The 13,591-nt window shown below is 74.3% G+C and carries 14 protein-coding genes; 6 read left to right on the plus strand and 8 right to left on the minus strand.

Annotation, left to right across the window (positions count from 1 at the left end; genetic code table 11):
• Positions 1–272: 272 nt before the first annotated feature.
• The 3 genes from ACFYML_RS17970 to ACFYML_RS17980 form a co-directional block, all read right to left on the minus strand.
• Positions 273–542, minus strand: a complete 270-nt coding sequence (locus tag ACFYML_RS17970; RefSeq protein WP_387421656.1) for a hypothetical protein — start codon at positions 540–542, stop codon at positions 273–275.
• Entirely contained in the window at positions 539–892 is a 354-nt protein-coding gene (locus tag ACFYML_RS17975; RefSeq protein WP_387421657.1) for an ArsR/SmtB family transcription factor, read from the minus strand. Before ACFYML_RS17975 ends, ACFYML_RS17970 begins: the two co-directional genes overlap by 4 nt.
• A gap of 182 nt (positions 893–1,074) precedes the next feature.
• Positions 1,075–1,974: an aminoglycoside phosphotransferase family protein gene (locus tag ACFYML_RS17980; RefSeq protein ID WP_387421658.1), complete on the minus strand. Its 900-nt coding sequence runs from the start codon at positions 1,972–1,974 to the stop codon at positions 1,075–1,077.
• Positions 1,975–2,110: 136 nt separating this feature from the next.
• On the opposite strand from ACFYML_RS17980, the gene ACFYML_RS17985 reads away from it, so the two are divergent.
• Positions 2,111–3,064, plus strand: coding sequence for an L-threonylcarbamoyladenylate synthase (locus tag ACFYML_RS17985; RefSeq protein WP_387421728.1), 954 nt, complete (start codon positions 2,111–2,113; stop codon positions 3,062–3,064).
• 3 nt (positions 3,065–3,067) lie between these two features.
• Here the strand turns inward: ACFYML_RS17985 and ACFYML_RS17990 are convergent, their stop codons facing one another.
• Positions 3,068–3,532, minus strand: coding sequence for a GNAT family N-acetyltransferase (locus tag ACFYML_RS17990; RefSeq protein ID WP_387421659.1), 465 nt, complete (start codon positions 3,530–3,532; stop codon positions 3,068–3,070).
• Between the two features lie 41 nt (positions 3,533–3,573).
• Entirely contained in the window at positions 3,574–8,109 is a 4,536-nt protein-coding gene (locus tag ACFYML_RS17995; RefSeq protein ID WP_387421660.1) for an HAD-IC family P-type ATPase, read from the minus strand.
• A gap of 232 nt (positions 8,110–8,341) precedes the next feature.
• Between ACFYML_RS17995 and ACFYML_RS18000 the strand changes: the two genes are divergently transcribed.
• From ACFYML_RS18000 to ACFYML_RS18020, 5 genes are all read left to right on the plus strand, one after another.
• Positions 8,342–8,602: a hypothetical protein gene (locus ACFYML_RS18000; protein WP_073836948.1), complete on the plus strand. Its 261-nt coding sequence runs from the start codon at positions 8,342–8,344 to the stop codon at positions 8,600–8,602.
• An 84-nt stretch (positions 8,603–8,686) separates the two neighbouring features.
• Positions 8,687–10,060 carry an MFS transporter gene (locus ACFYML_RS18005; protein WP_387421661.1) on the plus strand — a complete coding sequence of 458 codons (1,374 nt, stop codon included), beginning with the start codon at positions 8,687–8,689 and terminating at the stop codon, positions 10,058–10,060.
• 156 nt (positions 10,061–10,216) lie between these two features.
• Entirely contained in the window at positions 10,217–10,996 is a 780-nt protein-coding gene (locus ACFYML_RS18010) for an SDR family oxidoreductase (protein ID WP_387421662.1), read from the plus strand.
• A gap of 37 nt (positions 10,997–11,033) precedes the next feature.
• Positions 11,034–11,228 (plus strand): hypothetical protein, encoded by a 195-nt coding sequence (locus ACFYML_RS18015; RefSeq protein ID WP_073836945.1) that lies wholly within the window; start codon positions 11,034–11,036, stop codon positions 11,226–11,228.
• A gap of 131 nt (positions 11,229–11,359) precedes the next feature.
• Positions 11,360–11,908 (plus strand): YbaK/EbsC family protein, encoded by a 549-nt coding sequence (locus tag ACFYML_RS18020; RefSeq protein ID WP_387421729.1) that lies wholly within the window; start codon positions 11,360–11,362, stop codon positions 11,906–11,908.
• Positions 11,909–11,957: 49 nt separating this feature from the next.
• On the opposite strand, the gene ACFYML_RS18025 is transcribed toward ACFYML_RS18020, so the two are convergent.
• The 3 genes from ACFYML_RS18025 to ACFYML_RS18035 form a co-directional block, all read right to left on the minus strand.
• A complete protein-coding gene (locus ACFYML_RS18025; protein ID WP_387421663.1) occupies positions 11,958–12,590 on the minus strand; it encodes a DsbA family protein in 633 nt (210 codons plus the stop codon).
• A gap of 20 nt (positions 12,591–12,610) precedes the next feature.
• Entirely contained in the window at positions 12,611–13,036 is a 426-nt protein-coding gene (locus ACFYML_RS18030) for a SufE family protein (RefSeq protein ID WP_387421664.1), read from the minus strand.
• A 100-nt stretch (positions 13,037–13,136) separates the two neighbouring features.
• Complete coding sequence (locus ACFYML_RS18035) at positions 13,137–13,556, minus strand: CBS domain-containing protein (RefSeq protein ID WP_387421665.1); 420 nt, start codon at positions 13,554–13,556, stop codon at positions 13,137–13,139.
• Positions 13,557–13,591: the final 35 nt, after the last annotated feature.

Genomic DNA, 13,591 nt, shown 5'->3' on the forward strand with positions numbered 1-13,591 from the left:
CGGAGGGGGGCGCGGCGGCTGCCACCATGCCGATCACCACCATGCCGACCGTCGCGAGTGCCGTCCCCCAGGTGCCGGTCCGCGTTGGCGCATCTCGTCGGGGCAGGTTGCCTTTCCACAGCATGAAATGCTGTCCTTTCACTGAGGGAGCGTTGCGCTGAGAACTCGCCCGGTGGGCGAGGTGATGCTTCTTCTTCCTGGGCCGTCGAGTTGGCGCTCGACGGCCCAGGGCTCGGGCCCGGGAGCCTGGCAGCCCTACTCGATCGGAACCGCTACTCGACCTCTTTGAGAAGCCGTTCGAGGGATGCCATCCGGGACTCCATCGCCGCCAGGCGTTGGCCGAGCTCGGCGAGGTGGCGTTCGGTGTTTTCCTGAGCCTGGGCCACCGTCTGGGCGAGCGTCTTGTATTCGGTCTCCCGGCTTAGCGTGGCCCTCGCCCGCAGCGTGGTCGCCACCTGCACGATGACCACGGTGACCACGGTGATGACCAGGGCGAAGAGGCCGATGGCCCCGACCACTTCCACCCAGTCGTTCGCATTCATGCCCGTGCTTCCTTTTCCTCATCGGTATCGTTTGGTTGCGGAAGGCTCAGCGTTTGCGCGGCGGCCTCGACAAGGTCCGGTGTCAGCCGGAGATCGAACTGGTTGACCTCGTAGAACTTCATTGCCTTCCCGTCTTCCGACAGCTCAAGGTGTGCCGACACCAGGCCGGCTTTCTCCAGCTTGCGCAGATGCACCTGCAGCAGTGCTCGGCTGATGCCCAGCTCCCGGGCCAGCTGGCTTACGTAGTTCCGTCCACGGGCCAGTGCCGCGACAACCCGCAACCTGTGTGGGTTGGCCAACGTGGCCATCACCCGCACCAGATCATCGCCGGTGGGGACCGGGCTGCTCATAACGTAACCCTGCACATGCCAACAAAAATTAGCAGGTGCCTACGGTGAATGCTAGGCCCATCTCGCCACACAACGACGACGTGGGCTGTGCGTCGAGGATTCGGCACCGCTAGGGCAGCGAGGAGGCGGCGAGAACCTGTCACCGGGCGGCGGTGACCAGGTGAGTGACCGAGGGGATCCGGTCAGCGGGTGGCGTCGGCGAGGACCTCGGCCAGCGCGCGCGACGCCTGACGGACGATCCCCGGGTTGGTGTCCCAGTAGTACGGCAACGCGTTCGCCGCCTGGAGCAGGGCCCAGCCGCGGCCGCGCAGCCAGGAGGCGTCGTCCACGTCCAGTTCGGTGCGGAACCGTTCCCGGCTGCGACCGGCGAAGACGTTCCAGGCCGGTTGCAGGTCGCAGGCCGGGTCGCCGACGTTGAGCCCGCCGAAGTCGATGACGGCGGAGAGGCGGCCGGCCACGACCAGCAGGTTGCCGGGCAGCAGGTCCCCGTGCACCCATACGCCCGGCCCGTCCCACGTCGGGGCGTCCAGCGACTCCTGCCAGGCGCGCAGCGTCGCGGCGCCGTCGACGCGGTCGCCGAGCTGCGCCACCGACCGGCGTACGCCGTCGTCGAAATCGGCCAGGTCGCTGCCCCGGCTGCCGGGCTTCCGGGGGTACGCGCCGGTGGTGTCGATTCCCCGCAGCGCGGTGATGAACGCGGCGAGGTCGACCGCCGCCTGGTCCAGGTCGGCGAGGGTGCCGTTGGCGTTCTCGCCGGGCAGCCACTCGTACACCGACCAGTCGAACGGGTAGCCCTCGGCGGGGCGTCCCCGCACGAGTGGCACCGGCAGGGCGAGCGGGAGGTGCGGGGCCAGCCGGGGCAGCCACTCGGCCTCCCGCGCCGCCTGCTCGGTGGCCCAGCCGATCCGGGGCAGCCGGACCACCAGATCCGCGCCGAGCCGGTAGATGTCGTGGTCCGTCCCGTACGAGGGGACCAGCCGGATCGCCAGGTCGGCCCAATGCGGGAACTGCCCAGCGACCAGCCGGCGGACGAGGGCGAGGTCGGTCTCCACCTCGTCGGCGTGCATCTTCACCCGGGCCATGGCGAACATCCTGGGTGGTTCCGCCGAGCCGGACAACCCGGTTTCGGGGCCGACGGCAACGGCTCGGTCGACCCGGCGCGACCCGCCTCCGGCGGCAGGCTAGCGTCGGGGCGTGAGCACCGGATCCCCGCGCGTCCTGCCGGCCGACAGCGGCATCGCCGAGGCCGCCTCCGTCCTGCGAGCCGGTGGGCTGGTCGCCTTTCCCACCGAGACGGTCTACGGGCTGGGCGCGAACGCGCTCGACGCCCGGGCGGCCGCCCGCATCTTCGAGGCGAAGGCCCGGCCCAGCTTCGACCCGCTGATCAGCCACCTGGCCGACGCCGCCGACCTGGCCGGCCTGGTCGGTGCGGTGCCACCGGCGGTCGCCGCGCTGGTCGAGCGCTTCTGGCCCGGCCCGCTCACCCTGATCGTGGACCGGCCGGCGGCGATCCCGTCGATTGTCACCTCAGGCCTGGACACCATGGCGGTCCGGGTGCCGGACGAGCCGTCCGCCCGCGCGCTGATCGCTGCCGCCGGGGTGCCGGTGGCCGCGCCCAGCGCCAACCGGTTCGGGCAGCTCAGCCCGACCCGGGCCGAGCACGTGGTGGCCGGGCTGGGCGACGCGGTGGACGTGGTGCTGGACGGCGGGCCCACCCGGTGCGGGATCGAGTCGACGATCGTGGACGCCCGCGGCGAGCGCCCGGTGGTGCTTCGGCTGGGTGCGCTGCCGGTCGAGGCGCTGGTCGAGGCGGTTGGGCCGGTCGAGATACGGCCGGGCAGTTCGGGGCAGCCGGTGGCACCCGGGACGCTGGCCGCGCACTACGCCCCGCGTACCCCGTTGCGGTTGGGGACGGCGGAGTCGGCGCCGGGGGACGGCGGCCGGCGGGGTTTCCTGGCCTTCCGGGAACGCCCGACGGCCGCCGGGTGGGCGGCGGTGGAGGTGCTGTCGCCCGAGGGTGAGCTGACCGCGGCGGCCGCGCGGCTCTTCGACGCACTGCACCGGCTCGACGCGGCCGGGGTGACCGAGATCGTCGCCGAGCCGGTCCCCGAGGTCGGCGTGGGGCGGGCGATCAACGACCGGTTGCGGCGCGCCGCCGCCACCTGGCACTGACCGTCACAGGTCCAGCTCGCCGACCACCTGGTCGCCGCTCGTCTCACCGGTCAACCGGAAGCCCAGCTGCCGGTAGAAGCGCTCCGGGCCGTGGTCGCCCGGCACCCAGGTGACGGTCAGCCTGGTGCAGCCGCGCTGGCGGAGTTCCTCCGCCAGCGCCTGGACGGCGAACCGCCCGTACCCCTTGCCCTGCTCATCGGCGGCGATGTTGAGCCGCCAGAGCCCCGAGCGGACGTCGGTCGGATCGTCGTCGGGACGCCACGGCACGTCGAGGAAGCCCATCAGGAAGCCCATCGGACGGTCGCCGTCGATGATCAGCCGTGGCCAGGCGACCGCCGGCTGGGCGTACGCCTCGGCGAGCGATCGGGCGACCGGCGCGACCAGGCCCTCCTGGTCGGGTCGGATCGCGATGGCGCAGGCGGCCAGGACGTTGTCCGGCGTGATCTTCTCGAGGCGGGGCGAGGACATGGCGGCACTCTAGTGACCGTCGGCGACGACGGTCGATGGCATTACCGGGCATGACTGCCGTGCTGCGGGAGGCGGTCGACCAGCCGGGTGAGCGCGCCGTTGGCGAAGGTCGCGCCGAGCGCGGAGCCGGCGGCGATCGTCCAGCTCACCGGGCCGAGCGGGGTGCAGCCGAAGAACTGGCTGACCCCGGGCGTCTGCACCACCGCGACCAGGACGCCGATGGAGGCGGCGGTGGACGCCAGCACGGTGGGGCTGGTGCCGCCGGCCAGCACGGTCTGGCCGAGTTGCGTGCCCACGAGCGAGGCCAGCGCGACGGTGCCGGCCGTGCGTTGGCTGCCGGTCCACCGGGCCAGGCTCCAGCCGGCGGTCGCGCCCAGCGTGGTGGCGCTCGCCCGCAGCCCGATCTCCCGGGTCATCGTCGCGCCGAGTGAGGTGTCCGGCCCTTCCCGCAGCAGGTGGTCGGCACCGTGGGCGGCCGGCGGGCGGACCGCGATGGCCAGCGCGGGCGCCAGGTCGGTGAGCAGGTTGACCAGCAGCAGTTGTCGTCCGGTCAGCGCGGACCGGCCGGTGGCGGCGGCGGTCAGCACGCTGAACGCGATCTCGCCGAGGTTGCCGCCGACCAGGATGCTCAGCGCGTGGCGGACCGACGACCACATCGCCCGCCCCTCCACCAGGGTGGAGATGATCGTTTCCAGCCGGTCGTCGGTGACCACCAGGTCGGCGGCGGCGCGAGCCGCCGGGGTGCCGCGCTGGCCCAGCGCGATGCCCACGTCGGCCAGCCGGATCGCCGGAGCGTCGTTGGCGCCGTCCCCGGTCATCGCCACGGTCCGGCCGCGGCGCTGAAGCGCCTGGATGATTCGGACCTTGTGCGCCGGGGTGCAGCGGGCCACCACGTCGGTCGCCATGAGCCGCTCGGCCAGCGCCTCGTCGTCGAGCCGGTCCAGGTCGGTCGCGGTGACCACCCGCTGACCGCCGTCGGCGGGGCTGATGGTCGCGGCGATCGCCTCGGCGGTCGCCGGGTGGTCGCCGGTGATCATGATGGTGTGCACGCCGGCCTGCCGGATCCGCCGGACCGCGGGCTTCGCGCTCTCCCGCACCCCGTCGGCGAGCGCCAGGAAGCCGACGAAGACCAACCCCTCGACGTGCTCGTCGGTCACCGACTCGCTGCCCACCGGGCACTCGGCGACGGCGAGGATGCGGTTTCCGGCCGCGGCCCGCTCGGCGAGCATCGCGTGCAGCGCGTTCCGGCCCGCCTCGTCCAGCGGCTGGTCACCCCCGGCGGTCCGCCGCGCCGCGCAGCGCGGCACCACCGACTCGGGTGCCCCCTTGACGCTGAGCAGCAGGCCGTCCGGGGTCCGGCCGATGGTGGCGTGGTAGCCGCGGGACGGCTCGAACGGCAACCCGCCCACGGCCGTCCAGTCCGCCGCGCCGGTCCGCTCGACCACGTCGGCGGTGTCCGCACCCCGGCGTACCGCCCGGTCGGTCTGCTGGGGCAGCTCGTCCGGGTCGGCCGCCGCCGGAGTGGCCCGCAGCGCCGCGGCCAGGGTCAGTCGCAGCGGCTCGTCCAGCCGGTCCGGTGGCGCGTACCGGTCGCCGGTGCCGTCACCCACCCCGGCGAGCAGCAGCTTCCCCTCGGTGAGGGTGCCGGTCTTGTCGAAGCAGAGCACGTCCACCCGGCCCAGCGCCTCGATGGTCCGCGGGTTGCGGACCAGCGCGCCGTGCTCGGCCAGCCGCCGGGCTGCTGCCAGCTGCGCGGCGCTGACCAGGAACGGCAGTCCCTCCGGCACCGAGGCGACGGCCAGGTTCGCGGCGGTCGCCGCCGTCTCCGCCAGGGGTACGCCCCGGAGCAGTCCCGCCCCGGCCACCGCGATCGCCGAGCCGGCCGCCAGCGGTACGGCGGCACTGGTCAGCTTCCCGAGCCGCGCCTCCACCCCGCTGGGCGGCGGGGCCTCCCGGGCCAGGGCGAGACTGCGCCCGGCCTCGGTCTCCTCGCCGGTCGCCACCACCACGGCGGTGCCCCGGCCGGCCGCGACGGTAGTGCCTTCGTACAGCATGGAGCGCCGCTCGGCGACGGCCGCCGCCACCACCGGTTCGGCGGTCTTGCTCACCGGCAGCGACTCGCCGGTCAGGGATGACTCGTCGGCTTCCAGCCCGTCCGAGCTGAGCACCCGGCAGTCCGCCGGGACCGCGTCGCCGGGGCCGATCGCGACCACGTCCCCTGCCACCAGCTCCTCTGCCGGCACCACCTGCTCGACGCCGTCGCGGAACACCCGCGCGGTCACCGCGGTGCGGGACAGCAGGTCGGCCAGGGACCGCTCGGTGTTGCGCTGGTGCACCGCGCCGATCAGCGCCGAGCCGCCGACCACCCCGCCGACCAGGGCCGCGTCGACCAGCGAGCCGAACGCGGCGGAGAGCACCGCCCCGGCGGCGAGCACCGGGGTGAGCGGGTTCGCCAGCTCGTCCACGAACACCTTCAGCAGACCGGCCGGGCCCGCGTGGTCCCCGGCGACAGCCCGCCGCCGGCGGCCCGCCTCCGCACTGGCCAACCCGGCCGGGCGGGTGCCCAACTGGTCGAGGACGGTCTCCACCGGCATCAGGTGCCAGGCGGTCAGCGCGGGCACCGGCGTGCGGGTCCGGTCCGGCAGCCGGCGGGCCCGCCACACGCCGTGCCCGAAGGCGAGCGCGCCGGCGGCGTTCACCGCGGCGAGGGTCCGGCCCGGCAGCAGCGTCGGGTCGGCGGTGAGCGCGCCCAGCGCCCCGAGCCCGCTGCCGGCCATCGAGATCCGGATGTTCTGCCCGGTCATCCGGCGGGCCACCCCGGCCGCGTCGATCAACAGTGCGGGGATCCGCAGATCGTCGCCGACCAGCAGGTGGGCGCCCCAGGGCGGGAGAGCTTCCGGGGCGGAGACGCCGAGGGAGCAGTCGGCGGCACTGAGTGCGGCGCGGTCACCGGAGATGAGCATGACCACCGCACCGTCTCGTTGGAGGGCGCGTACCGAGTCGACGAGCTGGTCGCCGCCGGGCACCACGGCGTCGGCGAAGCCGTACCGCTCGTCGTCGTCCGCGGCCACCACGAGGCGCAGGCCCGCCTGGCGGGCGGCGGTGGGCAGGGCGTCGACCCCGGGCGCGGGTTCCGGATCCACTCGGAGCACGGCGGCGAGCGTGTCGCCGTCCGCGAGGCCGAGCAGCAGCCCGCCGTGCTCGGTGAGCCGGCGTCGGTCCGGGGTGTCCCCGGGGTCGCGAGCGTCGATCCGGTCCAGCGGCCCGAGCCGCCAGCCGTCGGCCTCCTGTACGGCGTCCGGGGACTCCGGGTCGAAGAGGGCGAACGCCCGGGCGGCCACCTGCCCGGTGTCGGCCCCCGCCAGCGGCGCCAGGTCGGCGAGCACGCCCCGGTCCGAGCCGAGGATCGCGCTGTCCAAGACCACCGTGTCGATGCCGTCCAGCTTGCGCAGCACGCTGCGGTCCATGGCGATCACGCCGCGCCGGGCCAGCATCCGGCCGAGCTGGGCCGCGTACCCCTCGCGTCCGTTGTTCGGCGCCTTGGGCAGCGCGGACAGGGCCAGCGAGGCGGCCCGCTTCGGGCCCACCACGGGCACCGCCGCCGCGCCGGCCGCCGCACCCGCGGCGAGCACCCGCTTCACGTACCGTTCGGCCGGGCCCTCGGGGATCGGACGGGGGCGCTCACCCTTGGGCACCCGGGCCACCGCCCGCTCCGGGTCGCCGGTCAGCCTCGGTTCGGCCTTGGTCCAGGCGGAGAGCTGGGCCCGCGCCTCGCCCCACTGCACCACCCGTTGCGCGCCGTCCAGCACTATCCCGGTCCAGCCGCCGGTGAGGCCCTGCACCACCGCCTCGGCGAGCGGGAACAGCACGTCGGCGCGGGGGTCGGCGCGCAGCCCCCGGTCGGCCAGGGCGTGCAGTTTCGGGTGCAGGTCGATCGCGGCGAGGAAGCCGGCCACCTCGCCGGGGACCGGGGTGAACGGCAGGATCCGGGTGGCCGCGGAGATGGTCAGGCCGAGCGCGTCCGAGACCAGACCGCCCAAGGTCCGGGGCGTACGTGGGCCCTCCTCGGCCGGGTGCGGCGGGGGGATCTCCGGGTCCGGCTCGTACGGGCAGACCCGCTCGGTATGCGCCACCGTGGCGATCAGGTCGCGCAGCCTCGGCTTCGGCTCCTCGACCGCCACCACCACCCGGCCGGAGGGCGCGTTGACCCGGGCCCAGGCCACCCCGGGCAGCCGCTCCAGCGCCTCCTCGACCTGCCGGGCCAGCTTGTTCGCGCCGTCCTGGCACACGCCGTGCACCTCGATGTGGTGCCGGCCGTCCCGGGTCCAGACCCGACGCTTGCTCAGTCCGGCCAGCTGGGCCAGCCGGGCGGCTCCGTGGCCCACCTTGCCCGCCGCCTCGGCGACGCCGCGCGGCACGGCGGCTCCGCCTGCCCGGGCCGCTCCCGGCACCGCTTGCGGCAGGGCCGACCCGACCGTCCGGGCTGCGTCCGGCACGGCCCCGACGACGGTACGGGCGACCCGCGCGACGGCGTCCGGCGCTAGCAGGAGGCCGGCGTACCGGCCCAGCGAGGTCATCGAGGCGTACGGCCGAGCCGCCGGCCGCGCTCCCCGGTGCTCCCGCCGCCGCGCCAGCCGTACGCCATCTCGCCTCCCGTACCCCTCGTCCCCGGCGGCCCCGACTTCCCGGCGTCGCGTCCGTTATGCCCCCTGAGCGAGGGAAGTTTCCCGGCTGCGTGGGGCATGGACCGGGTCGCCGGTGGAATGCCTGGTCGGACATCGATGTGGTCGTCGGATCCGGGGAGGCGGAATGAGCGCAGTGACGCGTCATCTCGGCGGGGCGTGCGAGATGGTCAGGAAGTACAACCGGCGGGTGGAGATTCCGGTGCTGGGCGAGGTGGCGGTGCCGCCGCCCGACAAGCTCGCCTACTACGCGGGGCTGGGCGTGCTCGCCGCGCTCCAGGTGATCGAGTGGCCGATCGCCCTGGTTATCACCGCCGGGCACCTGCTGGCCGACCAGCACCTGTCCGGGGTGGCGAAGGGTGTCGGCGAGGCGCTGGAGTCGGCCTGACGAGACCGGTGTCACCGTTGACCTCAATCCGGGTTGAGGTCGCAGGCTTGATCCCATGTCGACCGCACGTACGCCGGGCCGCCGGTGACCGCCACCGCCGCGCCGGCGGCCCCACCCGCGCACCTGTACTCCCCGCGATTGCGGGCGATGACCGTGGGCAGCGTCGCCCTGGTGTCGCTGCTGGCGTTCGAGGCCCTGGCGGTCGGCACCGCGATGCCCACCGTCGCCCGCAGCCTCGACGGGCTCACCCTGTACGCGCTGGCCTTCGGCGGCCCGTTCGCCTCCGGTGTGGTGGCGATGGTGGTCTCGGGGATCTGGTGCGACGCGCGTGGGCCGCGCGCCCCGATGTGGCACGGGGTGGCCTGGTTCGTGGCGGGGCTGGTCGTCGCGGGGGCCGCCCCGACCATGGGGTTGCTCGTCGTCGGCCGGGTGGTGCAGGGCTTCGGCTCGGGTCTGCTGTCGGTGGCGCTCTACGTGATCGTCGGGCAGGCGTACCCGGAGGAGCTGCGGCGGCGGGTCTTCGCCGCGTTCGCCGCGGCCTGGGTCGTGCCGTCGCTGGTCGGCCCGGCGCTGGCCGGCCTGATCGTCGAGCACCTGGGCTGGCGCTGGGTCTTCCTCGCGGTGCCGGCCGTCGCGGTGCCGGCGGTGCTGCTGATCCAGCCCGGGCTGCGGGCGCTCGGCGCTCGGGTCCCGGTCCGGCCGCCGGCCGGGGCCCTGGCCCGGATCGGCTGGGCCTGCGGGGCGGGGGCGAGCGCCGCGCTGCTGCATCACGGGGGGCAGCAGCGCGGCGTGCTCGGCGGGGCGCTGGTGGCGGTGGCGCTGGCCGGCCTGCTGGTCTGCGCCCCGCGCCTGCTGCCGGCCGGCTTCCTGCGCGCCGGGCGGGGCCTGCCGACGGTGATCGGCCTGCGTGGGCTCGCCTCGGCGGCGTTCGCCGGCGCGGAGGTGGTCATCCCGCTGATGCTGTCCCGGGAACGCGGCTTCTCACCGACCGCGGCGGGCCTGGTGCTGACCGTCGGCGCGCTCTCCTGGTCGGTGGGCTCGTGGCTGCAGGGCCGGATCGCCGCGCCGCGCTCGGCCGCCACCCTGCCCCGGACCGGGCTGGGTTGCGTCGCCCTCGGTACGGCCACCGTCGCGTCGGCCGTCCTGCCGGGGGTGCCGGTGGCGGTCGCGGTGCTCGGCTGGGCCGTCGCCGGACTCGGCATGGGCCTGCTCTACCCGTCCCTGTCGGTGCTCACCCTGGAGCTCTCCGCCCCCGGCGAGCAGGGGCGCAACAGTTCCGCCCTGCAACTGGGCGACTCACTCGCCGCGGCCACCGTGCTGGCGCTGACCGGCGCGGTGCTGGCCGCGGGCCCGGCCCCCGGTCCGGCGAGCTACGCCGCCACCCTGGCCGTGGCGGCCGGCTGCGGGCTGCTCGGTGTGCTGATCGCCGCCCGGGTGGTGGTACGTCCGGCGGCCTGACCCGCCGGGCCAGCAGCGCACCGAGGGCCCGCCGCAGCCGGCCGAGCCGGCGGAGGTGGGCGCTCGGCTGTCACGAACCGCGCGGCCGTCCCGTCCGTTGAGCGGTACGCGCGCGCCGTCGGCCTGCGTGGGGGTGTGCCGGGAGAGGAGCGGGCGATGCGGGTGCTGGTCACCGGGGCGAGCGGGCGGCTCGGGCGGGCGGTGCTGCCGCACCTGCGGGGCGACGGGTTCGCCGTGCGGGCGGTGAGCCGGCATCCGCGTGAGGACTCCACCGTGGAGTGGGTGGCGGCCGATCTCGCCACCGGCGAGGGGCTGTCGGCGGCGGTCGCCGGTGTGGAGGCGGTGCTGCACCTGGCGTCCTCGCCGGCCCGGCGTACCCACGAGGTCGACGTGCTCGGCACCAGGCGGCTGGTGGAGGCGGTTGGTCAGGCCGGCGTTGGGCATCTCGTGTTCGTCTCGATTGTGGGCGTCGACCGGGTGCCGTTCGGCTACTACCGGCACAAGCTCGCCGCCGAGCAGGTGGTGACGGCCGGGCCGGTGCCGTGGAGCATCCTGCGGGCGACCCAGTTCCCGGAGTTCCTGGAGGAGTTGCTGTGCGCTGCCGGCCGGCTCGGCCCGGTGATCGGGGACCCGGCGGTGCTGGCCCAGCCGGTCGACCCGGCCGACGTGGCGGCCCGGCTCGCAGGGATGCTGGCCGCCGGCCCGTCGTACGCGGTCGAGGAGTACGGCGGCCCGCAGGTGCTCCGCTTCGACGAGGCGGTCCGCACGTGGCGGGCGGCCCGCCGCTCCCACCGCCCGCTGCTGCGGATACGGATCCCGGGGCGGCTGGGCCGGGCCCTGCGCTCCGGCGGGCTCACCACCACCGCCACCCCGACCGGCACCCGGACCTGGGCCGATCACCTCGCTGACACGTATGGGGGAACCGGTCGAAGATGAAACCTTCGGCCGCTCACGTTCGCCTTACCGTGGCCGCATGCTGGTCTTCGTCACCACGGTGATCCTGTACGTGTTCGGTTTCGTCTTCCTCTATGGCGTGGTCCGGCTGGGTGTCCGGCACGGCATGGAGGACGTCGAGGCGCATCGGCCCGAGGTGCTGCAGCGGGCGCATCTCGCTTCCGCCCAGGACCGCGATTTCGCCCGCGAGAACGCCTTCCTCTCCAACAACTGACGCTGGTCCCGGGCCGGCCGGTACCGGCGCGTCGGACCGGTTTCCCGACCGGCGGGCGTCTCCCGACAGGCGGGCACGGCGGCAGGTCAGTGAGCGGGAACCCCGCCACGGATGCGAGGATCGCAGCCGTGATGGGGACGCTGAAGACAGAGCCGGCCCGTACCCGGCTGGACCTGCTGGCACCGCCGGTCGCCGCCGCGGTCGAGCGGTGGCCGGGTGAGGCGTCGGTGGACGTCGATGACGTGCTGGTCGCCCCGATCGACGCGGAGCTGGCCGACATGGCCGCGTTCTGCGCCGCGTACGAGGTGGGGCTCGAGGAGTCGGCGAACTGTGTGGTGGTCGCCGGCAAGCGGGGTGGCGAGACCCGGTACGCGGCCTGCGTGGTGCTGGCCACCACTCGGGCCGACGTGAACGGCGTGGTCCGCCGGATGCTCGACGTCCGCAAGGCGAGCTTCGCGCCGATGGCCGACGCGGTCGAGTTGACCGGGATGGAGTACGGCGGGATCACCCCGATCGGCCTGCCGGAGGAGTGGCCGATCCTGGTCGACTCGCGGGTGGTCGCGATGCCGCACGTGATCATCGGATCCGGCGTACGGCACAGCAAGATCGCGCTGCCCGGGCCGGCACTCGGCGTGCTGCCCGGGGCGGCGGTGGTGGAGGACCTGGCCAGACCGGCTTAGGTATTCAACATCATCGATCTTGTTCCACGTGGAACAAGATCGATGAGGGTCACTCACTCGACTCGCGCTGCTCGACCTCGCGCAGGGCGGCGAGCAGGGTCTCCGGCTCCTGGGCGCCGGTGACGGCATACTTCCCGGCCAGCACGAAGGTCGGCACGCTGGAGACCCCGAGCTGGCGCGCCTCGGTCAGGTCGGTGGCCACCTCGCGCCGGCCCAGGTTCGACTCCAGGTAGTCCCGGGTCTCGGCCTCGTCCAGGCCCACCCCGGCGGCGACCTTGACCAGCGCGTCGGTCGAGCCCACGTCCACCCCGTCGGTGAAGTGCGCCTGGTAGAGGGCCTCGACCAGCTCGGCGGCGCGGCCCCGCTCGGTGGCGAACCGGATCAACCGGTGCGCCTCGAAGGTGTTGGCGTGCACCGCGCGGTCGAAGTGCAGGTCGAGCCCCACGCCGGCGGCGACCTGGGTCACGTGGGTGAACATCCCCTCGGCCCGCTCCCGGCCGCCGAACTTCGCGGCCAGTGCCTCGACCAGCGGCTTCGGCTCGGTCACCGGCGTCGGGTCGAGCTGGAACGGCCGGAATCGGACGGTCACCTCACCGTCGTACGACGCCAGCGCCTGCTCCAGCCGGCGCTTGCCGATCCAGCACCACGGGCACACGACGTCGGCGTAGATCTCGATCTCCATGCCCGGGAACAACCCGTCGATCAGGAATTCTGTTCCCGGACCTGACGCTTGAGCCGGGCCAGGACCGCCGTGCCGCCGCGTACCCGCAGCGGGCTGATCGCCTGGGCCAGCCCCATCCGCTGGTAGAGGTCGTCCGGCACGGCCAGCACCTCGTCGGCGGTCGCCCCGGCCAGCCCCTCGGCCAGGATGCCGGCGAACGCGCGGGTGGTCGGTGCCTCGGGCGGGCAGTCGAACCAGGTGATCACCGTGTCGTCCGGCTGGACCTGGGCCCGCAGGAAGAACGGCGTCTGGCACTCGGGCACCTGCTCCATGCCCTCCCGGTCCATGCCCTCCGGCAGCGGCGGGATGACGTCGGCATACTCGAGGAGCATCTCCAGCACCACGTCGCGGGGCGCGGCGGCGAACTCGTCGACGATCTCGGCCAGCTTGCTCGGCATCTCGGGCATTCCGCCAGGCTACCGCCGGCCGTACGCCGGCCGGGTCGCCGCCGTCGGGAGGGGTGGAGAGGGCTTCTCCACTACCGGAGGCGTCAACGGGCCCCTCCGCTCACATGTTCGGGGCGGCCTCGCTGATGTCGCTGAGGGCGGAGTTCGGGTCGAGCTGCATGGCCAGGTCGCCGAGGCTGACGATGCCGACCAGCTTCCGGTCGCTGTCGCAGACCAGCACCCGCCGGATGTTGCGCTCCCGCATCAGGGCGGCCGCCTCGGCCGCCGTGGCGTGCTGCTCGATCATCACCACCTCGCGGGTGATGACCGACCCGATGGTGGTGGTCGCCGGGTTGGCCCGCTCGGCGACCGCCCGGACCACGATGTCGCGGTCGGTCAGCATGCCGGCGAGGGTCGCCCCGTCGGTGACGACCACATCGCCGATGTCCGACTCCTTCATCACTCTGGCCGCCTCGTCCAGCATGGTCTCGGCCGGCAGGTAGACCACCTGCTTGGTCATCACGTCGCTGACCCGATACATGAGAGCCTCCGAAACACTCGATCCGGGAGCGGTAC

It is taken from the genome of Micromonospora sp. NPDC007230 (assembly GCF_042869115.1).
Lineage (GTDB): Bacteria > Actinomycetota > Actinomycetes > Mycobacteriales > Micromonosporaceae > Micromonospora.

What these genes read in the sequence shown, in the direction of transcription:
- ACFYML_RS17970 (WP_387421656.1), bottom strand. Translation starts at nt 542, where the DNA reads ATGAATGCGAACGACTGGGTGGAAGTGGTCGGGGCCATCGGCCTCTTC.
- ACFYML_RS17975 (WP_387421657.1), bottom strand. Translation starts at nt 892, where the DNA reads ATGAGCAGCCCGGTCCCCACCGGCGATGATCTGGTGCGGGTGATGGCC.
- ACFYML_RS17980 (WP_387421658.1), bottom strand. Translation starts at nt 1,974, where the DNA reads ATGGCCCGGGTGAAGATGCACGCCGACGAGGTGGAGACCGACCTCGCC.
- ACFYML_RS17990 (WP_387421659.1), bottom strand. Translation starts at nt 3,532, where the DNA reads ATGTCCTCGCCCCGCCTCGAGAAGATCACGCCGGACAACGTCCTGGCC.
- ACFYML_RS17995 (WP_387421660.1), bottom strand. Translation starts at nt 8,109, where the DNA reads ATGACCTCGCTGGGCCGGTACGCCGGCCTCCTGCTAGCGCCGGACGCC.
- ACFYML_RS18000 (WP_073836948.1), top strand. Translation starts at nt 8,342, where the DNA reads ATGAGCGCAGTGACGCGTCATCTCGGCGGGGCGTGCGAGATGGTCAGG.
- ACFYML_RS18010 (WP_387421662.1), top strand. Translation starts at nt 10,217, where the DNA reads ATGCGGGTGCTGGTCACCGGGGCGAGCGGGCGGCTCGGGCGGGCGGTG.
- ACFYML_RS18015 (WP_073836945.1), top strand. Translation starts at nt 11,034, where the DNA reads ATGCTGGTCTTCGTCACCACGGTGATCCTGTACGTGTTCGGTTTCGTC.
- ACFYML_RS18020 (WP_387421729.1), top strand. Translation starts at nt 11,360, where the DNA reads ATGGGGACGCTGAAGACAGAGCCGGCCCGTACCCGGCTGGACCTGCTG.
- ACFYML_RS18025 (WP_387421663.1), bottom strand. Translation starts at nt 12,590, where the DNA reads ATGGAGATCGAGATCTACGCCGACGTCGTGTGCCCGTGGTGCTGGATC.
- ACFYML_RS18030 (WP_387421664.1), bottom strand. Translation starts at nt 13,036, where the DNA reads ATGCCCGAGATGCCGAGCAAGCTGGCCGAGATCGTCGACGAGTTCGCC.
- ACFYML_RS18035 (WP_387421665.1), bottom strand. Translation starts at nt 13,556, where the DNA reads ATGTATCGGGTCAGCGACGTGATGACCAAGCAGGTGGTCTACCTGCCG.